Origin of the sequence: Bacillus sp. FSL M8-0350 (assembly GCF_038593345.1) — a bacterium.
Classification (GTDB): Bacteria; Bacillota; Bacilli; order Bacillales; family Bacillaceae; genus Bacillus; species Bacillus safensis.
Map to the genome: position 1 here is coordinate 2417662 of NZ_CP151985.1, position 22536 is coordinate 2440197.

General features: G+C 41.5%; 24 protein-coding genes. 1 reads left to right on the top strand and 23 read right to left on the bottom strand.

Going from position 1 to position 22536, the window contains the following annotated elements; genetic code table 11:
* Window positions 1-16: 16 nt before the first annotated feature.
* From cccA to rpsU, 23 genes are all read right to left on the bottom strand, one after another.
* Window positions 17-376, bottom strand: a complete 360-nt coding sequence (gene cccA / locus NSS80_RS12655; RefSeq protein WP_024423014.1) for a cytochrome c550 — start codon at window positions 374-376, stop codon at window positions 17-19.
* Between the two features lie 302 nt (window positions 377-678).
* Window positions 679-1800, bottom strand: coding sequence for an RNA polymerase sigma factor RpoD (gene rpoD, locus NSS80_RS12660; protein ID WP_008342392.1), 1122 nt, complete (start codon window positions 1798-1800; stop codon window positions 679-681).
* A gap of 206 nt (window positions 1801-2006) precedes the next feature.
* Window positions 2007-3836, bottom strand: a complete 1830-nt coding sequence (gene dnaG, locus NSS80_RS12665; protein WP_024423015.1) for a DNA primase — start codon at window positions 3834-3836, stop codon at window positions 2007-2009.
* Between the two features lie 33 nt (window positions 3837-3869).
* Window positions 3870-4370, bottom strand: a complete 501-nt coding sequence (locus NSS80_RS12670) for a YaiI/YqxD family protein (protein ID WP_024423016.1) — start codon at window positions 4368-4370, stop codon at window positions 3870-3872.
* 261 nt (window positions 4371-4631) lie between these two features.
* A complete protein-coding gene (locus tag NSS80_RS12675) occupies window positions 4632-5453 on the bottom strand; it encodes a pyruvate, water dikinase regulatory protein (RefSeq protein WP_008342399.1) in 822 nt (273 codons plus the stop codon).
* Between the two features lie 25 nt (window positions 5454-5478).
* On the bottom strand, window positions 5479-6117 hold the full coding sequence (locus NSS80_RS12680; RefSeq protein ID WP_024423017.1) for a helix-turn-helix transcriptional regulator: 639 nt from the start codon (window positions 6115-6117) through the stop codon (window positions 5479-5481).
* 167 nt (window positions 6118-6284) lie between these two features.
* Window positions 6285-8330, bottom strand: coding sequence for a glycine--tRNA ligase subunit beta (gene glyS, locus NSS80_RS12685; protein WP_024423018.1), 2046 nt, complete (start codon window positions 8328-8330; stop codon window positions 6285-6287).
* Complete coding sequence (gene glyQ, locus NSS80_RS12690; protein WP_012010611.1) at window positions 8323-9210, bottom strand: glycine--tRNA ligase subunit alpha; 888 nt, start codon at window positions 9208-9210, stop codon at window positions 8323-8325. Before glyQ ends, glyS begins: the two co-directional genes overlap by 8 nt.
* Before the next feature lie 329 nt (window positions 9211-9539).
* Complete coding sequence (gene recO / locus NSS80_RS12695; RefSeq protein WP_101676866.1) at window positions 9540-10310, bottom strand: DNA repair protein RecO; 771 nt, start codon at window positions 10308-10310, stop codon at window positions 9540-9542.
* 35 nt (window positions 10311-10345) lie between these two features.
* A complete protein-coding gene (locus NSS80_RS12700) occupies window positions 10346-10489 on the bottom strand; it encodes a YqzL family protein (protein ID WP_003217288.1) in 144 nt (47 codons plus the stop codon).
* Between the two features lie 148 nt (window positions 10490-10637).
* Entirely contained in the window at window positions 10638-11543 is a 906-nt protein-coding gene (gene era, locus NSS80_RS12705; protein WP_007501305.1) for a GTPase Era, read from the bottom strand.
* Window positions 11536-11934: a cytidine deaminase gene (locus NSS80_RS12710; protein ID WP_008356263.1), complete on the bottom strand. Its 399-nt coding sequence runs from the start codon at window positions 11932-11934 to the stop codon at window positions 11536-11538. Before NSS80_RS12710 ends, era begins: the two co-directional genes overlap by 8 nt.
* A 113-nt stretch (window positions 11935-12047) precedes the next feature.
* The gene (locus NSS80_RS12715) at window positions 12048-12434 is read right to left on the bottom strand and encodes a diacylglycerol kinase family protein (RefSeq protein ID WP_024423020.1); all 387 of its coding nucleotides are present in this window, start codon (window positions 12432-12434) and stop codon (window positions 12048-12050) included.
* Window positions 12412-12891: an rRNA maturation RNase YbeY gene (ybeY, locus tag NSS80_RS12720; protein ID WP_024423021.1), complete on the bottom strand. Its 480-nt coding sequence runs from the start codon at window positions 12889-12891 to the stop codon at window positions 12412-12414. The genes NSS80_RS12715 and ybeY overlap by 23 nt, the downstream gene beginning before the upstream one ends.
* Window positions 12892-15006 (bottom strand): HD family phosphohydrolase, encoded by a 2115-nt coding sequence (locus NSS80_RS12725; RefSeq protein ID WP_164512169.1) that lies wholly within the window; start codon window positions 15004-15006, stop codon window positions 12892-12894.
* Window positions 15007-15117: 111 nt separating this feature from the next.
* Window positions 15118-16077: a PhoH family protein gene (locus NSS80_RS12730; RefSeq protein ID WP_024423023.1), complete on the bottom strand. Its 960-nt coding sequence runs from the start codon at window positions 16075-16077 to the stop codon at window positions 15118-15120.
* Window positions 16078-16080: 3 nt separating this feature from the next.
* Window positions 16081-17271 (bottom strand): sporulation protein YqfD, encoded by a 1191-nt coding sequence (gene yqfD, locus NSS80_RS12735; protein WP_024427959.1) that lies wholly within the window; start codon window positions 17269-17271, stop codon window positions 16081-16083.
* A gap of 18 nt (window positions 17272-17289) precedes the next feature.
* The gene (gene yqfC, locus NSS80_RS12740) at window positions 17290-17571 is read right to left on the bottom strand and encodes a sporulation protein YqfC (RefSeq protein ID WP_012010618.1); all 282 of its coding nucleotides are present in this window, start codon (window positions 17569-17571) and stop codon (window positions 17290-17292) included.
* A gap of 206 nt (window positions 17572-17777) precedes the next feature.
* Window positions 17778-18275, bottom strand: coding sequence for a hypothetical protein (locus tag NSS80_RS12745; RefSeq protein WP_024427958.1), 498 nt, complete (start codon window positions 18273-18275; stop codon window positions 17778-17780).
* Window positions 18276-18306: 31 nt separating this feature from the next.
* Window positions 18307-19299, bottom strand: a complete 993-nt coding sequence (floA, locus tag NSS80_RS12750; protein ID WP_024423026.1) for a flotillin-like protein FloA — start codon at window positions 19297-19299, stop codon at window positions 18307-18309.
* Between the two features lie 27 nt (window positions 19300-19326).
* Complete coding sequence (locus NSS80_RS12755) at window positions 19327-20640, bottom strand: nodulation protein NfeD (RefSeq protein WP_317221930.1); 1314 nt, start codon at window positions 20638-20640, stop codon at window positions 19327-19329.
* A gap of 141 nt (window positions 20641-20781) precedes the next feature.
* Complete coding sequence (locus NSS80_RS12760) at window positions 20782-21231, bottom strand: GatB/YqeY domain-containing protein (protein WP_024423028.1); 450 nt, start codon at window positions 21229-21231, stop codon at window positions 20782-20784.
* A gap of 14 nt (window positions 21232-21245) precedes the next feature.
* Window positions 21246-21419 (bottom strand): 30S ribosomal protein S21, encoded by a 174-nt coding sequence (gene rpsU / locus NSS80_RS12765; RefSeq protein WP_003152957.1) that lies wholly within the window; start codon window positions 21417-21419, stop codon window positions 21246-21248.
* A 182-nt stretch (window positions 21420-21601) separates the two neighbouring features.
* Between rpsU and NSS80_RS12770 the strand changes: the two genes are divergently transcribed.
* Window positions 21602-22531, top strand: coding sequence for a Na/Pi symporter (locus NSS80_RS12770; protein ID WP_041106927.1), 930 nt, complete (start codon window positions 21602-21604; stop codon window positions 22529-22531).
* Window positions 22532-22536 lie beyond the last annotated feature (5 nt).

The following is a 22536-nucleotide window of genomic DNA, read 5'->3' on the forward strand; positions in this document are numbered from 1 at the left end:
AGCTTTTTGTGTAAGATTATTTAATTTTAGACACCCATTCCGCCATTTCATCGAGCTTTTCATTTGGAATCAGCCCGCCTGGCATCCCGTTGCCGCCTTCTTGAATTTTCTTCTTGATGTCAGCTACTTCAAGCTTGTCTCCAACACCTTTTAATGCAGGACCTGCGCCGCCTTCATAGTTTTCCCCGTGACAGCTTATGCAGTTCTGCTTATACAATTCTTCCGGCGTTGCATTTGCTGTCTCTTCTTGCTTTTGCTCTTTGCCCCCAGAGGCAATTTTTTCTTCATCTTTCAGCCCCTTCATTGATAAGAAAAAAGTGAGTCCAATACCTAAAATGGCAATCAATAAAAATGGTATAAGTGGATTCCGTTTCATTTCTTTCATCCTCCCCTTTGTGAAAACCCCTTTGAGACTATGCAAACAATTCTAATTCTACTTTAATTTTACAAAAAGTAAACGAATTATGATACAAAACTTTGGTCAAGTTCACAGATTAGACAAAAATGATTGTAGATGAGAAATGAAGTCTTCAGCACATTTAGATGTATTTTTTATACATCTTTTTTCTAAGAACGTTGCAAATTCATTTGTTATTCAGTAAAATATAATCAGATTGAAAAAAAGCGTTTTCATTTTTGATAAGAAAGAACGGATCTCTTTCAAGATCCGTCCGGTTTCTACTCTAAGAAGTCTTTTAATCGTTTACTTCTGCTTGGGTGTCTTAATTTACGAAGAGCTTTCGCTTCAATTTGTCTGATACGCTCTCTTGTTACGCCGAACACCTTTCCAACCTCTTCTAACGTGCGAGTTCTTCCGTCGTCTAGTCCGAAACGTAGTCTTAGCACATTTTCTTCACGGTCCGTCAGCGTGTCTAATACATCTTCAAGCTGCTCTTTTAAGAGTTCGTACGCAGCGTGGTCAGATGGAGATGTCGCCTCTTGGTCTTCGATAAAATCACCAAGATGCGAGTCATCTTCTTCACCAATAGGTGTTTCTAAAGATACAGGCTCTTGCGCAATTTTAAGAATCTCTCTTACCTTTTCTGGCGTTAAATCCATGTCTTCAGCAATTTCCTCAGGCGTTGGTTCTCTGCCTAGGTCTTGCAGAAGCTGTCTTTGAACACGGATCAATTTATTAATCGTTTCCACCATATGAACCGGGATCCGGATTGTTCTCGCCTGATCGGCAATCGCACGTGTGATCGCCTGTCTAATCCACCAAGTCGCATATGTTGAGAATTTATATCCTTTGCGGTAATCAAACTTCTCAACCGCCTTCATCAGACCCATGTTTCCTTCTTGAATCAAGTCAAGGAATAGCATACCACGACCGACATAGCGTTTCGCAATGCTGACAACGAGACGAAGGTTCGCTTCCGCTAATCTTCTTTTTGATTCTTCATCGCCCTCTTCGATCTTTTGAGCATACGTAATTTCTTCTTTAGCAGATAACAAATTGACGCGTCCGATTTCTTTTAAGTACATACGAACAGGATCATTGATTTTGACACCTGGTGGTACGCTTAAATCATTCAGGTCAAATTCTTCTTCTGCTTTAGCCAGCTGCTGAACATTTGGGTCTTCTGTCTCTTCGTTTTCACTAATGAGCTCTACACCCTGTTCGCCTAAGTATTCATAGTATTCATCCATTTGGTCTGATTCAATTTCAAAGCTAGACATACGCTCTGCAATTTCTTCGTATGTTAAAACGCCCCGTTTTTTACCCGTTTCAGTGAGCTTATCTCTCACCTGTTCAAAGGTTAATTCAGTTTCGGTTTCGTGGGCTTGTTTATCAGCCATTATGGATCCCTCCTTCCAAAGCTTGCAACGAATTCTAAAGTAACTTGCGATTTACTTCCGCCCTGCTTTTCTCTCTCTATCAAACAGATGACGAAGCAAATAGGAAATAAAATAAATAATGATGAAGGCAAGATGCTTGCGGTCTTATGCTCCTCCCGTAAAGGATTCATTGCCAGCCGTAAGTCCTGTCATTAATAATAGACGTATTACTTCAGCGAACGGTTCAACTGAATAATTTCTTTTGCAAGTGTTGCCGCTTTGAAGAAATCTTTTTGCCTCTCCGCTTCTGCACGTTCTAGTTCTTTTTCCTTTATCATTGACAAATTCCGATGATTCAACACTTTTTTTACATAATCACTTAATTCAGCTTCACTTAGTTCGTCTCCGACTTGAATCATCAATATATCCGTCAACAGCTGATTCATGACATCATCTTCTATCCGGTTCATCAGGTGCTGCGGCGTTGGTTCTTTGCCTTCTTCATACAAGGCATAAATGTACGTTGCCAGCGCCCTGTGCGAATCTATATTAAATTCAATCCCGATTCTGTCAAGTACTTTGCGGATCACGTCATCGCTTTTTAACATATGAGCAAGCAGCATTCGCTCTGCATTTTCATATGCCGGCCGCAGACGCTTTCTTCTCACTTGTGTTGACAGATGTGCACGTCGTTTTTCAAGCCCGTTTTCTTCCTGCGTGCTTTTGGTTTCTTGCCGCTGCTGTTTTTCAAACAGCTCCAGTTGTTCTTTTAATGAATCAAGTGAGATCGAAAACTCCCCAGCAAGCTGTTTCATGTAAATCTCTTGCTCCAAAGAGCCGTTTAACCGGCTGATTTCTCGGAGAACCTGCTTCATATAAGTAAGACGGTCTCCTTCGTCTGATAAGTTTTTTCCTCTTCGGAAAAAATTCATCTTAAACGTCATTAATGTCACACTTGCATCTATGATGTCATTCCTAAATTTCTCGCCGCCATATTTACGAATGTAATCATCTGGATCAAGTCCATCTGGTATCATGGCAACGCGAACTTTACATCCTCTTTTTCCAAGCAAATCTGATGCTTTCATGGTCGCTTCGTATCCGGCCGTATCAGAGTCATAGCAAAGGATGATCTCTTCTACGTTCCGCCTGAGAAGCTTTACGTGCTCTTCTGTAAGAGACGTACCCATTGTTGCAACACTTTCACCGACACCTGATGTAACAGCTGAGATGACGTCTGCAAATCCTTCAAAAAGAACCGCCCGTTCGCGTTTGCGAATATGCATACGTGCGTCATGAAAGTGATAAAGCAGCTTACTTTTATGAAAAAGCGGCGTTTCAGGACTATTCATATATTTAGGCTGCTGATCACCAAGCGATCTTCCGGAAAAAGCGATGACCGTTCCATGATGATCATGAATGGGAAACATGACACGATCTCTAAAGCGGTCAAAAAAGCCTGTGCCGTTTTCACGTTGAATCAAAAGACCAGCCTTCTCCATCATCACAGGATCAAATCCTCGTTTTTCTAAAAACTTGGTCACGAAATCCCAAGAATCAAGAGCATACCCGATCTCAAACTTGGCAATTGTTTCATCCGTAAAGCCTCTGGACCGTAAATAATCGAGTGCGTTTTGACCTTCCTTTGTATTTACCAGCAAATGGTGGTAAAATTTCTTAAGAAGCTCATGGGCCTCAATCATTTTATGATCTGCAGTGTCCTCTTGCTGAGAGGAACTCATCTGAGCATTCGCCACCTGATCAGGCAGATCAATATGGTACTTATCAGCCACATGTGAAACGGCTTCAATAAATGAGTAGCCTTCCATTTGTCTGAGGAACGAAAACACATTGCCTCCTGCACCACAGCCAAAACAATGGAAGATTTGCTTATCTGCTGAAACAGAGAATGAAGGAGTATTTTCACCATGGAATGGACAAAGACCGAAGTAATTTCGACCTTGCTTTCTAAGCTGTACGTATTCTCCAATCACTTCGACAATGTCTGCGTTTTTTTGGATCTGCTCCAAAAGTTCATCTGGTATACGTTTGCTCATCCTAATAACACTCCGTCGTACATTATTCGCCTTTTAATTTAAAAATCCTTCATGATTCGACAGGATTTTTTGTAGTTGCGCCATAAATCGCTTCTTATCCTCTTCTAAAAGCTTTTTGGGACCTTTTCCGTATACACCTTTTCTTCGCTGTTTGCTGGAAACATGCCTGCGTTCCAAATCAAAATCAATTGTTTCGTTTGTGTACATTCGTCCTCTTTCAGACAGAACAATGACCTGTCTCGGAAGCAGTAAGGAGGCAAGACCAATATCTTGGGTGACGACAATATCATGTGCGGCAGCTGAGTTTGCAATGACTAAATCCGCTGCTTCCTTATGTGTATCTACAAACCGCCAATCTTCAAGTGGAGATCTTTTGGTTTGAAAATGCTCATATGAAGCAATGAACGTCACTGGTACTTGAAATTGAGATGCGACAGAAAGGATTTCGTCTTTTACAGGACAAGCATCTGCATCGACATAAATCGTCCTCTCTTTTTTACGTTCATTCAGGTGACTAATTCTCCATCCCTCCACCTTATTCCTGCTTTAGAGAAGCAAAAAGACCATACTTTTCCCCTATAAAGCAATCAACAGTAAAACTCATTTTGTCGAAAAGTTATGTTCAGAATCACTTGACTTCTGCCAATATTAGTTTATTCGTTCTTGACTTAACTTAAACCTAAAATCAATCATTTTATCACAATTTTTTATTATAATACAAATACAGCAAATATGCCATTGTTTTTGTTTACCCGTTTCCCGCCATAGGAAAAACCCAGGAGGAGCATCCTGAGTTTATTCGGAACCTCTTTTGGTCAGCATTTGATGAATGACATTTGCCGTTTCCTCAACTGCTTTATTCGATACATCAACGACTTGACAGTTAATGCGGTCAACCACTTTTTCAAAATACTCTAGTTCCTCTTTAATCCGCTCAATGTTCGCATAAATAGCGCGATCATTTAAACCAAGAGATTTCAAACGCTCTTTGCGAATATGATTTAGTTTGTCTGGACTAATTTTCAAACCGATACATTTCTTCGGATCAACTGAAAATAATTCTTCTGGCGGATCAACTTCAGGTACAATTGGCACGTTCGCTACCTTCAGCCGTTTATGTGCCAAATATTGAGATAATGGTGTCTTAGACGTGCGTGATACACCAATGAGTACAATATCAGCCTTTAGAATACCTCTAGGGTCTCTGCCGTCATCGTATTTCACAGCGAACTCGATGGCTTCTACCTTTTTAAAATAGTCCTCATCTAATTGACGTACACGACCCGGCTCATGTTTCGCTTCATTTCCATATGCCGTCTCCATTTTATCAATGAGCGGACCGATGATGTCATAATAAACGACACCGTTTGCTTCTGCTTCCTCGATTAAGAATTGGCGCATTTCTGGCACAACAAGAGTAAAGCAGACGATCCCATTATCTGCTTTCGCCAGTGAAATGACTTCTTTAATCGTACCAACATCCTCTACATACGGGATTCTTCTAATATTTGAATGGTCTGATGAGCCGCCATCAAATTGGCTAAGTGCCGCTTTGACCACGAGCTCTGCCGTTTCTCCAACTGAATCTGATACCACAAAAATTACGCGATTACTCATAACATCCCCTCGCAGTCTTCTGTCATTAGATTATTTCGTTCTCCGATAAGCTGACAAGTATTTTCGTCATGTTTGTTTTCGTAATTCTTCCGACCACTTCAAAACCTTTATCCGTATCTTTTATCACAGGAAGTGCATCTATTTGCTTTTCAATCAAGTGCTTCGCCACATCCATAATGAAATCTTCCTTGCGGCAAACGGTGATGTTCGGCATTCTTGTCATAATAATATGGACAGGGATAGATGGAAGCTCCTGTTTCCCTATACTTGCACGGAGGAGGTCTTTTCTTGATAACACGCCTGTTAAAATAGAGTGATCGTCCACAACGAATAATGTGCCCACATCCTCTAAAAACATCGTACAAATCGCATCATAAACCGAAACATTCTCATGTATCACCACTGGAATGGATTGAAAGTCTTTCACTTGAAGTTTTTTCAGCTTATCTGCGAGAAGCTGCGTGCCTGTTTTTCCTGTGAAAAAGTAGCCGACCCTTGGTCTTGCTTCTAAAAAGCCTGACATTGTTAAAATGGCTAAATCCGGTCTGAGGGTCGCCCTTGTTAAGTTCAGCCGATCGGCGATATGCTCTCCAGTGATCGGACCATTCTCTTTGACAATCTGTAAAATCTGCTCTTGCCGTTTATTTAACTCGATTGTACTCACCACCTTTAAATAGAGAGAGCGAAATCTTTATTTTATGTATATCATTTTCATAACTCATCATATTATAGCGCATCTTTGTCCGAATGAAACAAAAATCCACTCAAAAACCGTGAATTAAATGAGTAAAAAACGATTGCCCTTCGGAAAAGGCAACCGTTCTTAGGTATTTATTTTACAATTAAATTGTTCATATTCGCAAATGATTGAATGACTTTGGCTAGTTTGACCATTTGTGCCAAACGATTTCGCTTCAGTTTCTCATCATCCGCATGAACCATTGTATGATCGAAATAATGAACAATCGGTGTTTTTAACGTATCAAGCGCCTCAAGTGCCAAGCTGTATTGTCCTGCTGCTACATGTTCCTTTACAGCTTTCTCTACTTGCTGATACGCCTCAAACAGCTTTTGCTCATGTTCATTTTCAAACAGTTCAGGCTGAATCTCTGCGTCTTCCCCTTTTTTACTGATTGAAATGACGCGCCCCAATGCTTCAGCCGTTTCTTTGAAGCTTTCTTGTTTCACACTCTCTTCAAGAACAGCTGCTTTTTTGACGACTGCATATGGCTCAATATTTTCAACATCCAGCACTGCATCAACAACATCATGGCGGATATGCTCTGCTTGAAGAACATATTTTAAACGATGCGTTAAAAATTCAATCAGAGCAGCTTCATGTTCTGCCTTTACTTGAGCAAGTGCTAACAGCTCTTTAAATGAAATATTCCAATGACGGTCGAGCAGGATTTGAACGATACCGCTCGCTTGTCTTCTAAGACCATAAGGGTCTTGAGAACCCGTTGGGATCACATCAATTGAGAAGAATGAACAAATAGAATCAAGCTTATCTGCTACTGCCACAATCGCACCAATCAAAGTGGATGGCGCCTCGTCACCAGCAAAGCGCGGCATATAGTGCTCGTTGATGCTTCTTGCTACTTCTTCATGTTCACCAAGAGCTCTTGCATATTTCTCACCCATGATTCCTTGTAATTCTGGGAATTCATAGACCATTTGAGTCACAAGGTCAAACTTCGAAATACTTGCTGCTCTCGCCACACGTTTAGTGGTTTCGTCATCTGCTCCGACATGCGCCGCTAGACGAGTTGCAATGTCTGTCACTCTCTTCAGCTTGTCGCCGATTGTTCCAAGTTTCTCATGGAATACCACTTTATCAAGCTTTTTAATATTGTCTTCAATCACTAGTTTTTCGTCTTCTTTATAGAAGAATGCAGCATCTGATAAACGCGCACGAAGTACTTTTTCATTCCCTCTTGCGACATTTTCCAGCGCCTCACTGTTTCCATTTCTGACTGTAATAAAGTGCGGTAATAATTCCCCTTGCTCATTTTTCACAGGGAAGTAGCGCTGATGCTCTTTCATTGTCGTCACCAATACTTCTTCCGGCAATGCAAGAAACTCTTCTTCAAAGGAACCAGACAGCACAGTTGGATATTCTACAAGATCGTTCACTTCTTCTAAAAGTTCAGGATCAACAGGAATGACCCAGCCTTTTTCTGTAGATAGCGCATCTAGCTGTTCAGTAATGAATTGTTTTCTTTTCTCTGAGTCTGCAATCACAAATTGATCGCGCAATGTTTGTTCATAGGAAGCAGGTGTGTCAATGCTGGCTGTCGTTCCAAGGAAACGGTGTCCTCTAGTCTCACGGCCGCTTTTCACCCCAGCAATTTCAACAGGTACAATCTCTTTTCCAAATAAACAAACAATCCATTTAATCGGACGGATATAGCGTAAATCCTCGCTTCCCCATCTCATGTTCTTTGGAAAGCTTAATGAAGCAGCGATTTCACCTAACGCTGGCAGAAGGTCTTTGACTTGCTTTCCTTCTTGAAATTTTTGGACATGGACATAATCCACTCCTTTGATCTCTTTGAAATAGAGATCATCTGTTGAAGCACCTTGTCCTCTGGCAAAGCCTTCAGCTGCTTTTGTCCAATTGCCTTCAGCATCTTGGGCAATTTTTTTAGCCGGCCCTTTTGCTTCTTCTTTGATGTCTTCTTGTTTTTCTGCGACACCTTTCACAAGTACAGCAAGACGTCTAGGTGAGTTAAATAAAGCAGTCTCTTCAAATGAAATATTTTGCGTTTCAAACCATGCTTTTACTTTTTCACCCAGCTGTTTTGTGCTCTCTGGCATGAAACGAGCCGGCATCTCTTCTAAGCCGATTTCAAGTAATACATCTTGTTTATTCATGAGAAGCCGCCTCCTCTTTTAGCATAGGGAATCCCAGTTTTTCGCGTTCTTCATAATAGGTTTTGGCTACTTTTCTTGCTAACTGACGCACTCTTCCGATATAACCAGTTCGCTCAGTCACAGAAATAGCACCCTTTGCATCGAGCAGGTTAAACGTATGAGAGCATTTGAGGACATAATCGTATGCCGGGTGAACAAGCCCTTTGTCCATTTGGCTATGTGCTTCTTTCTCATAGGTTGTAAATAGCTCGAACAGCATGTCAGTATTAGATGTTTCAAATGTATAAACAGAGTGCTCGTATTCAGCCATTAAGAATAAATCTCTGACCGTAAATCCGTCTGTCCATTCAAGATCGAAGACATTTTCTTTGTCCTGGATGTAAGAAGCAAGACGTTCAATACCGTATGTGATTTCAACAGAAACGGGCTTACATTCTAAGCCGCCGACTTGTTGGAAATACGTGAACTGCGTAATTTCCATCCCATCAAGCCATACTTCCCAGCCAAGTCCTGCACAGCCAAGAGATGGATTTTCCCAGTTGTCTTCCACAAAACGAATATCATGTTTCAGCGGGTCAATGCCAAGTGCCTTCAATGATTCAAGATATAGCTCTTGAATATTGTCAGGTGATGGCTTAATGATCACTTGAAATTGGTGATGCTGATACAATCTATTTGGGTTTTCTCCATATCTGCCATCAGCCGGGCGTCTTGAAGGCTCTACATATGCTACCTTCCACGGCTCTGGGCCGATGCTTCTGAGGAACGTGTATGGACTCATCGTTCCGGCACCTTTTTCTGTGTCATACGCCTGCATTAATACGCACCCTTCATTTGACCAATGCTTTTGCAGCGTCAAAATCATGTCTTGAATATTCAATGATCGCACCTCCATCTTTTCTAGACCAACCGCTATGTATGGCGGGTGGGATTAGAACCTTGTAAGAGAACACAAAAACTCCCGTCTCTATGCTCGCAAGGTTCTTGCAAACATAGGGACGAGAGTTTTTTCCCGCGGTTCCACCCTATTTGCTGGTGTCGTAGCACCCAGCCGCTTTGTTTTACGTTGCTCAAGAATGCCTTTCGTTACGCCTCCATCCTTAGCTCACACCGCCCTAAGGTCGCTTTTATGGATTTTACGTAAGTACTTCTTTCTGTCAATGCAACATATTTTATCTTAGATGATCTTACAAAAAGTCATGGGAGATGTCAACTTTTGTTTTCGTCACCCATTAGCTTTTTCATGGATTCCATCTGATTCATGAATTTTTTTGATTTTAAATAGAGGCCGGAATATTCGTCATAGTAGTGATCAAGCACTTGACGAATTTCTTGTTTCGTCTGCTGTTTCACATCAACCTGACCAAGCCTTGATAAATCAAAATAATGAAACAAACGGAGCAGCCTTGCAGCTGCGGGGGATAAGGGCAGTTTATATGGATCTTTCGAAAAACAATTTTGGCAAATGAAGCCGTTATCTCTTATCGAGAAATGGAACTGCCCTTCTTTTTGACCACAGTGGACACATTGATCAAGTTCAGGCTTCATCCCCATCACTGATAACATTTTGACCTCTACGATAAATAAAATAATATCAGCATCTGTGCCTTCGTTGAGATGACGCAGAGATTGAAGCAGAAGCTCAAACAAATAAGGGTTTGACTTTTTTTCTTCTGTCCCTTTATCCATCAATTCCGTCATATATGCGGCATATGCGGTGAGAAATAAGTCTTCCCGAATGGCCCGCATACTTTCAATCATTTCGCCTTGCTGGAGCGTTCCAAGTCCTGTTGATGATTGGATGAGAAAGGTGCCGTATAAAAACGGCTGGCTTATGGCTGACAGGCGGCTGTTTGATTTTTTAGCGCCTCTGGCCATCACACCAATTTTTCCATGTTCTCTAGTGAGCAGCGTGACAATTTTGTTTGTTTCGCCATAATCTGTTGTTCTAAGGACGATTCCTTCACTTTTAATGAGCATTTGTCTACACTCCGAGCGCTGGAGGGGGTCAAGAATTATAAGATTGGAAAATCAAATCGTGCTATTTCTTCTTCAAGTACATCGGGTCTTTCCAGGTTCTCCTTTTCTAACTCTTTGAAAAGCAGATACGTGTCAACGCTTCCTGTTTGTGAAAATACGTTCCATGTAAAATTCAACATAAAAACCCCACCTTTCTTTATTAGAAGCAGCAACGCTACATCCAACATATTAATTTTATCTTGACCAGGCTACCTCCATTTCATGATAAACAATTTTTACTAATCGAGCCGCACCATTGTCAGATTAGCTGACAAATGCAGCGATTTTTTAATATTCGTCTTCTCTAAATCCGAAGTCACGCAGGTGAGTGGATTTATTACGCCAGTCCTTCTGAACCTTGACCCAAAGCTCTAAATACACTTTTGAGCCTAGAAGTGCTTCAATGTCTCTGCGCGCTTTTTGTCCCACTTCTTTTAACAAGCTGCCTCGTTTACCAATGACGATCCCTTTTTGCGAATCACGTTCTACGACAATGGTCGCCGCGACATGGATCTTGCCATTTTCATCTGGCTTAATCGATTCAATCGCAACCGCAATACTGTGCGGAATCTCTTCTCTCGTTAAATGTAGCACTTTTTCACGAATTAATTCAGAAATAATAAACCGTTCTGGATGATCTGTTACTTGATCTGCCGGATAAAATTGAGGGCCTTCTGGAAGATAACCTTCAATCTGCTGAAGAAGTGTGTCGATATTGTTTCCTTCAAGAGCTGAAATGGGCACAATTTCCTTGAATGGATAACGTGTGCGGTATTCATCAATTAAAAGGAACAGTTCATCTGGATGAATTTGGTCAATTTTATTGACGACTAGGAACACCGGTGTAGACGTTTGCTTTAGTCGTTCAATGATGAATTCATCACCTTTGCCATAGCCTTCCTGTGCGTTGATCATAAACAAGATCAGGTCGACTTCCTTCAGTGTATTTTGAGCCACCCTCATCATAAAATCACCAAGCTTATGCTTAGGTTTATGAATCCCCGGTGTATCGATAAAGATCGTTTGTGATGTGTTTGTTGTCAGAACACCTTGCACTTTGTTTCGCGTCGTTTGGGGCTTATCGCTCATGATGGCGATCTTTTGTCCAATGACACGATTAAGAAAAGTTGATTTCCCTACATTTGGTCTTCCAATAATTGATACAAATCCTGATTTGAAGCTTTCGTTAGTCATTTAAATCCTCCGGTGAAAATGCGCCTGGCAATAGTTCGTTTACTGTTGTTTCGTATATATGGCCTTTTAAGTTCGTTAGAATCACTGGCATATCAGGTGCACATAGCTCTGAAATGACCTGTCTGCATGCGCCGCACGGCGAAACAGGCCGGTCTGTATCAGCCACCACTGCTAACATTTGAAAAGATGTAATGCCTTCTGAATAGGCTTTAAAAAGTGCTGTCCTTTCCGCACAATTACACATACCATATGCTGCATTTTCAATGTTGCAGCCGCCATACACTTTTCCATCATTCGACAGTAATGCTGCACCGACTTTGAATTTAGAATAGGGTACATATGCAAAATCTCTTGCTTTGATTGCTTCTGAAATCAACTCTTGTTTGTTCATTCCTAGTTCCCACTTTCAGAAGAAATGGTACCACTGTCACATTTATATTTTACATAATTCACGTGACATTTTCACGCCCATTTCTAAAAATGTTAATAAATAGTAATATTGTTCTATTGCATGATCTTCGGTAAGAAGATGATCAACCCAATCATAACCGAAATCGCGGCGTAAACGCAAACAGCGCCTGCCGCAGCGTCCTTCGCTCTCTCTGCAAGCGGGTGCCTTTCTTCTGTCATCAGATCCACTGTATGTTCAATGGCTGTATTGACAAGTTCAAGCGCAAACATCCCCCCGCAAAGAAGAAGAACGATCAGCCATTCAAATGGGTCAATGCGGAACCAAAAGCCGCAGATCACCACGATGATGGCTGCGACTGTGTGAAATCGAAAATTCCGTTCATTCAAGAAAGTTCGCCATATTCCTCTAAATGCATAGTAAAAACTCCGAAAAAAACGGGCGAGCGGCCTTCTTTTCTTACGATGATCTCGAAAGGCCATAATCATCCAAAATTTTTGTCTGTTTGGCGAACATTTCTTTTTCATCTTCCTCTGTCATATGATCGTACCCGAGCAAATGGAGGAAGCCATGAATCGTTAAGAATCCAAGCTCTCTCATAAAGGAATGTCCATATTCCTCTGCCTGCTCTTTCGTTCGATCCACACTAATGATAATGTCACCAAGTACAGGCGGGATATCATCCGCTCCTATGATTTCAATCTCCCCTTCTCCTTCTTCCTCAAGTGCAAAGGAGATCACATCCGTTGGTGCGTCTTTTCCGCGGTATTCTTTATTGATTTGATGAATCTCTTCATTCGAAACGATCGTCACTGATACTTCCGCTTGATCCTTGACCTCAAGTTCGTCCGCAGCAAACTGAAGAAGCTTTTCCACTTCTTCAAGCTGCTCTTTTGATACTTGTCCTGTTTCATCTATTAAATCGATTAACAATGTCATTTACTTCACCTTCTGCTTCGGGGCATCTGGATATTCAATCCGAGAATGGAAAATCCCCTTTAATGTTGTACAAATCGTTTGGCTGATAATATTTAATTCTTTAAATGTGAGGTCACACTCACTAAATTGCCCGTCCTGCATTTTATCTGAAATAATGCCTTTGACAAGCTTTTCAATCCGCTCTGGATTTGGATTATGCATGGAACGAACCGCCGCTTCAACGCTGTCAGCCACAGAAATAATCGCTGCTTCTTTTGACTGCGGCTTTGGACCAGGGTAACGGAATTCTTCTTCTGTCACCTGATCATCACGCTCTTTCGCCTTATAGTAAAAGAACTTTAAAAGAGACTTCCCGTGATGCTGTTCGGCAATGTCGACAAGTTCTTCAGGAAACTTCTTTTCTCTCAGCATATCAGCGCCATCTGTCGTATGGGCAATAATAATATTTTTACTCAGCTGAGGAGAAAGCTTGTCATGCGGATTATCAATGTTCATTTGGTTTTCGATAAAGTATTGCGGTCTTTTCGTTTTCCCAATGTCATGATAATAAGCGCCGACCCTTGCTAAAAGACCATTTGCGCCGACTGCTTCACATGCAGCATCCGCTAAATTCGCCACCATGACACTATGATGATATGTACCTGGTGTCTCGGTTAAAATCTTTTTGAGCAGCGGATGATTTGGATTGGATAATTCAATCAGTTTCATTGTGGAAAGAATACCAAACATGCTCTCAAAAACAGGCATTAACCCAATGACCAAGATAGATGATGCAAACCCTGACACAATTGCCATCATGAGGTTCACACCGATTTCAAGCCCTGATGGTGAAGAGTTTTGGATCAGTGTAATGGATAAAACCACAAGTACATTCACCAAAGCCACCAAAAGTCCGGCCTGCAATATTTTTGATCTTGCATTATGTTTTCTTAAAAATAAAATACCAGCCATCCCGCTCACAAGATAATAAGCGCAGATCACATAGTTAAAGACGCCGGTTACTCCTTGATTAAACATCATACTGCCGCAAAGAGCAAATACAAGACCGGAGAAGATCGCTAACCGCTCATTAATGAGCAGCTTGATCAGCATCGTGCCAAGTGCCACTGGCACGACATAGCCTATCGTCGTATACTTCGTTTCCTGGAAGAGGCTGAACACTTCCATGATAATTAATATAATCGTGAAAATAAGCGAGTAAAGCAGTAATGACTTATTCTTATGGACAAGCGATTTTTTCCTCGATTCAAGGGAATGAATAATCGCTGCTAAGAAAAGTCCAATTAATATGAGGAGACCACTTACAGGCTTAAATAAATTTGAGCTGTTTAACAGACCCGTCAGTTCTAATTTGCGATAAACTTCCCGGTCGATGAGCTCTCCTTCTTCAACTAAGATTTGCCCCTGCTTAATTTGCACAGGCTGAATATTGTCAGCCGCTTCCTGTCTTTTCTTTTCTGTTGCCACTGGGTCAAATACATAGTTTGGAATGATCGCAAATTCACCGATTTCTGTCGCTGCATTTAAGTATTTTGATGGAATTGAATTGTTTTTAAGCTCTGTTTTGACTTGTTTTTTCTCATCTTGTAATTTCGCTGCTGTGATTTCTTTACTCATCAGTGAATTCACCACTGTGATGATGGAATCCTTAGTAAATGAGAGATTTTCATCACTTGCCTGGAGCAGTGCTTTGATGGATTGATCCGAAACAGCCTCCTGCATATCTGTTGTGAGCTTTTCTTTGACACGCTTGACCATTTCTTGATCTGATGGCGCGTTCTCTTTATCATCAGCTGCTTTCTTCTCTTCTTTAATGGCTTCAAAGAGGGATGAGATGAGGTCTACGCGATTATCAGAATACGCTTTTTTGAGCGTATATTGATCTTCTACCTGATCTGTTGCTTCTTGTTTCTTTTCTTCTGTCGCTTCTTGATCATCAACGGTTGACGGAGAATAGATGGTCTGTTCGCTCACTGAAAATAAATCTAAGTCGAGCGATTCAGGCTTTACATGGAAGAAGAGCACCACGAATAAAATGGCTGCTAAACCAGCGTACAGCAAAACATTTAAATAACGTGAGCGCTCCATTTTCTGAGGTTCTTTTTTAGACAGCATTCTTTTGCGCTTACTGCCTTTTTGATTCTTTCTCAAGGAAAGTACCTCCTTTTTTACTTTAAACCACGATCGAAACAAAATGACCCGATGAAGACGATCGGGTCACTCAGTTCATTTTTGCTTTTCGTATGCGCCAATGATCTTCGCCACAAGCGGGTGTCTGACCACATCTGTCTGGTCTAATTCAATAAATGAGATGCCCTTGATCTCTGCAAGCATGTCCTTTGCAGCCGCAAGACCTGACTGCATGCCCTTTGGCAGATCGATCTGTGTAATATCTCCTGTAATGACCATTTTAGAGCCAAACCCAAGTCTCGTCAAAAACATTTTCATTTGGGCAGGTGTTGTATTCTGCGCTTCATCTAAAATCACAAATGCATCATCAAGCGTCCGGCCTCTCATATAGGCAAGGGGCGCTATTTCAATCACGCCGCGCTCGATTAAACGTTCCGTATGATCACTGCCAAGCACATCATGCAGGGCATCATATAGTGGTCTTAAATAAGGATCTACTTTTTCCTTTAGATCACCTGGTAAAAAGCCAAGGCTCTCTCCTGCTTCAACAGCTGGTCTTGTCAGGATAATCCGTTTTACATGTCCATTTTTCAGTGAATGGACCGCATTGACGACTGCCAAATACGTCTTCCCTGTACCAGCGGGTCCAATTCCAAAGACCAGGTCATCTTTTTTCATCGCCGCAGCATATTCCCGCTGGCCGATTGTTTTCACCCTGATCGATTTTCCTTTGGCATTTTTTGTTATTTCATCTTCATACATATTTTCAAAATAATTCAGCTTGTTTTTTTGCGCCATTTTAATGGCATAGACGACATCCCGTTCAGATATCTCAATTCCTTTACGGATGAGATGTAAAAGAGATGTGATCAAACGGCTTACTGTATCTCTTGATGCTTCCTCACCAGAAACATACACTTTTTCTCCACGCGTAATAATGGAGACGTTCAGCTCGTTTTCCATTAGTTTCAGATAAGCATCTTGATTGCCAAATAAAGCAATCGCTTCGTTTGGGCTATCCAATTTTTGTTGAATCTCAAGTAAATGTTCTGTCATTCTCTAGTCTCCCTGAACAATAGGTGTTGGTTGAACAATATCTTCTATTACTTGGTAAAGGATGATTAACTTAACTTTACCATTCCCTGTTGTCTCGTGCAAAACTTTTTCACTTTTCACCTCTCCTGTTTGACCTAGCTTCTCTTCTAATTCTTTTTTACCCATTTTAATCCCTGCTTGAACCGCTTCTTTATTTGTGTATTCTCGATTTATTTTCTCACTTTCGCGTGTAATTTCCTTTTCATAAGAGAATGGGAGCTGCATGTTTAAGAAATGAAGCGGATGAACTTCTGTTTCTGTTTTTGGCTGCTTAAAATCATCCTTTTTAAAAGAAAAGCCCCAAAATGGCAGTGAGCCTCCAAATGCGGAGAGCTTGTGCTTTGTCTTCATTTTACCCGTAAAGACGTCAAAAGATGTTCGAAGAGGGACAGAAACTTCAGAACGATACCACGTTTCACCATAGATTTTCGCTTTGGCTCCTACCGTTTTTTGCTGATCTTCGCTGCCAATGAGTCCAGAGACAAGCATCTGTCCTTTCTTTACATGTTCATCAACCGCGGCGAGCGGCTCCCCTTTTTCTACATACATTCTCGTGATGACAGCCTTTTTCTTGGCAACGATATGCTGAGGACTCGTGTATTTCTCTTTTTCAGGTTCATTTTTTTCCACAACTTTCATTTGAAAGGTTGTGCCGTTTAGTTCTACACCGACCCATGTGATGCTTGGAATATTGGTTGTCAGGGATTTTTGAATTTTTTCAGGTGTTCCCATTAGAAATTGAAAACGTCCTTTTTGCACCCCGATGTCATCTAAATGCTTTCTCATTTGATGTTCAGTTTCTGGATTGGCTCCTTTAATATCAATTTTCCATACCATGTTTGAAAGCGCCAATATCGTCACTAGAAAGCATACAATCCCAAGGGTAAATCCGATATTCTTCCTTGACCATAGGAGTAGAAATGGAAAGCCCTTTTTTTGATGAAATGAACATGTCACGTCATGATGTCTGCGTACCTTTCTGAAGGCATGTACATCTGATAAGCGAATAAATAAGCGCACGCTGTCTTGACGGCGGCTCACTTGAAACATTGTGATCCCCTGCCTCGTGCACTCATTAATGAGCCGCTCAATGCCATTTCCTTTGATCTCCACTTCCACTCTGCCAATAAAATAGGCGAACCATTTATTCTTCACGCTTCTCCCCTCCGTCAGTTAAGAATCAATATAACGGACCTCATCGATTTTCCCTTCTAATAAAATCTCTTCTGGCAAAATCGTTTTAATCACAAAATCTTTCCCTGAAATAATGCATTGTCCCTGTTTGAGCATCAGCCTTACCTCTTGATCACTGAAAAGCAAAAGCCCTTTATGGTTCTCTATGTAAATGTGGAGTCTGCCAACCATCGTAATACGGGGAAGATCCATCATCACGTCTGGAGGGATTTCAAGTGTTCTTGTCAGCCATGCTTTAAGTCGATTTTTTCTTTTTCCCATTCAATAAGAACCCCTTCCCACCTCATGTGTATGAGATCAAACTGAAAGATGGTGAGACTGATGAGAAAGCCTCTATATCATCCTATTCCTCAGGGGTTCATATCATGCTAATGAATCCCGTAAAATAGCCTTTTCAGCATTTTCTTTAAGAAAAATCGTCATCAGGCAAAAAAAGCCCCCCTTTATGAAAAAGGGGGCTTTCTTCTTTATCTTTTATATGGCCGTTTCATCGTTCTGTGCGGCTTTTTCGCGCGCGGCTCTCCAAATACTTCTCCAAGGATCATTCCTTGAACAATTGTATCTTGGTTCAGCTTCTCAATGAATTTTGGCCTCATTTCAGCAGATGCAGCCTTTGGCCTTGTCAGCTCTCTTTCAAGCGATTGGAACTCTTTGTTCAGCTCGTTTTTTCTTTCTTCCATTTCGGCAAGTGTAGCCGTATAGCGATCTTGTAAGGACTGAGAAGTTTTTTTCTTCATCCCGCCATGATCATGCACATCGCCGAAATCGTCCAGCTGATCGGTCACGACTGGATCTGGACTTGTTTGCTTTGTTTGCTTTTGGGGCACCTGCTTACGCTGAGGAGCGGGCTTCTTTTGCTGATTCTGCTCTTCGTTCTCCTCTTGTTTGCCGATCTTCCCAAAGACGGCAGAGATGATACCGATGATAATCGCAATTAGTAGCGGATTTTCAAATAAAATGTCCAATGGGCTCCCTCCTTAAAGCGTGAGAGGATGCTTATTTGTTTTCATTATCAGATGGACCTTTTGTCATTTTGCCAAATGAATCTCTCATATCCGTATCAGCATCGATATTCTTAATATTCATGTAGTCCATGACACCAATATTGCCTTCACGTAATGCTTCAGCCATTGCAAGTGGTACTTCAGCCTCTGCTTCAACGACTTTCGCGCGCATTTCTTCAACTTTCGCACGCATCTCTTGTTCTTGGGCAACAGCCATTGCGCGGCGTTCTTCTGCTTTCGCCTGTGCAATGTTTTTGTCTGCTTCTGCTTGGTCTGTTTGCAGAATTGCCCCGATGTTCTTACCGATATCAACATCTGCGATATCAATCGAGAGAATTTCAAATGCAGTACCTGAATCTAATCCTTTCCCAAGAACCGTTTGAGAAATCATATCAGGATTCTCAAGAACCTTTTTATGATTATCTGATGAACCGATTGTAGAGACAATCCCTTCACCTACACGGGCAATAATTGTTTCTTCCCCTGCACCACCGACAAGTCGGTCGATGTTTGCACGAACTGTAATACGTGCTTTTGCTTTGACTTCAATCCCGTCCATCGCAACACCAGAGATAAATGGTGTTTCAATGACTTTAGGGTTTACACTCATTTGAACTGCTTCAAGTACGTCACGGCCTGCTAGGTCGATGGCTGCACAGCGGGCAAAGTTCAATTCGATATTCGCGCGTTGAGCTGCAATTAATGCGTTCACAACTCTGTCCACGTTACCACCTGCAAGATAGTGGCTCTCCAGCTGGTTAATCGTCACATCAAGACCTGCTTTATGTGCTTTGATGAGCGGGTTGACCACTCGGTTTGGAATCACTCGGCGCAGTCTCATTCCGACAAGTGTAAAAATGCTCACTTTTACGCCAGCCGCTAGGGCAGAAATCCACAGCATCACCGGTACAAAGGTGAAAAAGATCGATAGAACAATCAAACCTGCTGCGATAATCACAAATAATAGTAAAGTAGATGGATCCATTTTATTCCTCCTCTAAAATCAGTATATCTATACTTTCCTCACGACAATGCGTGAGCCTTCCGCTTTCACAATTTTTACTTGTTCATCTTTATCGATAAATGCACCTTCTGACACAACATCAATGCGCTCATCTCCGAGTACGATCGTACCAGATGGACGAAGTGCAGTGGCTGTCACTGCGATTTGCCCAACAAGATCTTCTCTTGTTTCATTTGAGACATAACCGCTTTCCTTATTGGTTGAATCGGTTAAAATGAACTTTTTAAAGAATTTCATACGTTTCCCCAACACCTTTGTCAATAAAATAACTGCTATGATTGAAACAGCAGTGGCAATCAAGATGGAAATCGCCATTTCTGTAAAGCTTCCAGCTGCTAAAAATAAGCTGACAACGACACAGATCAGTCCAATGACACCTACGATTCCCCCTGGCAAAAACAATTCCAAAATGATGAGTGCAATCCCTGCTAAAAACAGGAACAACGTCTCATATCCTGCAAAACCTGCCACGAGATGACCATAAAAGAATAGAAGAAGCGCTGTCACTCCCATGGTGCCCGGGACCCCAAAGCCAGGTGAATAGAGCTCAACAACTAACCCTAAGCTTGCAATGGATAAAAGGATTGGAATGACAATTGGGTGCGTAAGAAAACGCGCAACCTTTTCAGCAAAGCTCACTTCATCGTATTGAACAGAAGCGTCTTGTAATTTCAGCTTCTGAAGCAAGTCATCCATATTTTTTGCTTCCCCTTCTGCATACCCGAATTGAAGCGCACGGTCTGTATTGAAGGTGAGCAATTCTCCTTTTGGTGCACCGGCTTCTTTTGCGTCTATATCTATATCCGCCATGGCAAGAGCATACTTTGGATCACGCCCCTGCTTTTCAGCAGCATCACTCATTTCAGCAAGCCATAGAGATTCAGATTTTTGATCGGCAGCATTGCCTTCTCCATCAATGATCGCAGCAGCCCCCATTTTTCCATTCGGGGTCATATAAATTTGATCGGCATTTAATGCAAGGAATGCCCCCGCTGAAAGCGCTCTATGATTGACAAATGCTGTCACTGGGATATCGGAAGCACGAATCGTATCTGCGATCTCAAGCGCTGCATCAACTGCACCACCTGGTGTATTGATGTCGAGAATAATATGCTTCGCCCGTTCCGACTTTGCCTGCTCAAACGATCGTTCAATGAATTTAGAAAGTCCTTTTTCTACTGTATCTTCAATTGGGATAACATGAACTTTCTGATCTGCTGATTTCGCGGTCAATTGAACCCCTAATAACAAGCATATTATAAAACAACTGAAGAGAGCAATAGAAATTTTTATTTTTTTCATCTATTTGGTGATCCCTCCTCTCTTTCTTCCATTTTACCGTTCCTTTACATACGTTACAAATGTATCATAGGTTTCATTTTTATATGACAGAATCACGAGGGCATAAAAAAAGTACCCTTCTAACAATAGAAGGATACTTTTTTATTGAGACAGCTGCTCGCTGACAAGTCTGTTAATGACAGCTCCATCAGCTTTACCTTTTACTTTTGGCATAATAGCGCTCATGACTTTACCCATATCAGCCTTCGAGGAAGCACCTGTTTCAGTAATCGTTTCTTTCACGATCGTTTGCAGTTCTTCTTCAGAAAGCTGTTCAGGTAAATAAACGTCTAATATGTCAATCTCTTTTTGAACTTTATCTACTAAATCTAAGCGATTAGCTTTCGAAAATTCATGGAGGGAGTCTTTACGTTGCTTAATCTCGCGGGAAAGGACGGTTAGTTCCTCATCGCCGGTCAAACTGTCTTTCTTAAGCTTAATTGCTTCATTTTGCAGCGAAGCCTTTACCATACGAATGACAACAAGCTTGTCTTTCTCACGGTTTTTCATCATAAGCTTCATATCAGAATTTAATTGCTCAAGAAGACTCATAAAATCCACCCTCTTTAGAATTTACGTTTTCTAGCAGCTTCAGACTTTTTCTTACGCTTTACGCTAGGCTTTTCATAAAATTCACGCTTTCTTGCTTCTTGCAATGTTCCAGTTTTGGATACACTGCGTTTAAAGCGACGAAGAGCATCTTCAAGCGATTCGTTTTTTCTAACGACCGTTTTTGACATTCTCTTTCCCTCCCTCCGAATACACCAATCGACTGCATTAAAAAAAGATATACATGCAAAACATGTACCTAGACATTATAATATAAGCCTAGTGTGAGGTCAACTAAGTGATTTGGAAATATATTTTCGTCATGAGCAGGTAGACAAGTCCATATATTCATTGGTAAGAGGAGGACTTTTCTATGATGGCGATTATTTATTTTTGTGCACTTATTTTCATTTTTTTATGGTCAATGGGTTTGCTGAGAAAAGGATTAATGGCGCTTGCGTCGTCTCGTATTGAGAAATCACTTCTTCTCTTTACAGATCACCCGGTCAAAGCATTCTTGGTCAGCATTGTGTTTACAGGGGTTCTACAAAGCAGTTCTGCTTTTATGGTCATCGTCATTGGCTTTGTCAGTACTGGCATTCTCTCTTTTAAAAAATCGATCCCAATGATTCTTGGAACCAATATCGGCTCCACGTTTACGACAGAATTTATCGCCATTAAAATGGACGTATTCATGTGGGTTTTGATCATAGCCGGTCTTGTATGCATTCTTTTTGGCAGGACATCTTTTAGACATGCAGGAAAAAGTTTATTTGGGCTCGGGATGATCTTTTTTTGCATACAAGGCTTTTCAAAAATTGCAGGGATGATGACAAGCCAGCCTGAGACATTGCGTTTTCTTGAAATGATGCAGCATTCAGACTGGACAGCGCTGCTTTCGGGTACCATTTTCACAGCAATTGTTCATTCGAGCTCAGTCTGTATCGGTATTTTAATGGGATTTATGAATGAAGGAACTGTGGCACTTCAGGAAGGCATCAGCTTTGTGTTGGGGTCCAATATTGGGACATGTATTACGGCTGTGATGGCTGCGATATCCGGCGGCTACGCAGCACGTCAAACGGCTTATGCACACGTCGTGTTTAATGTGCTTGGGGTTCTTTTATGCCTGCCGTTTCTCGCCCTGATCACAGAGGTTGTCGCCCTTCTCGCAAGCTCTCCTGCCCAGCAGATTGCGCATTTCAGCCTGCTGTTTAATGTGGCAAGCTCTCTCCTCTTCTTTCCGTTCATTCGCCCTTTTCACGCATTGATCTTGTGTCTCATGCCGAATCAGTCAAAATAAAAGAA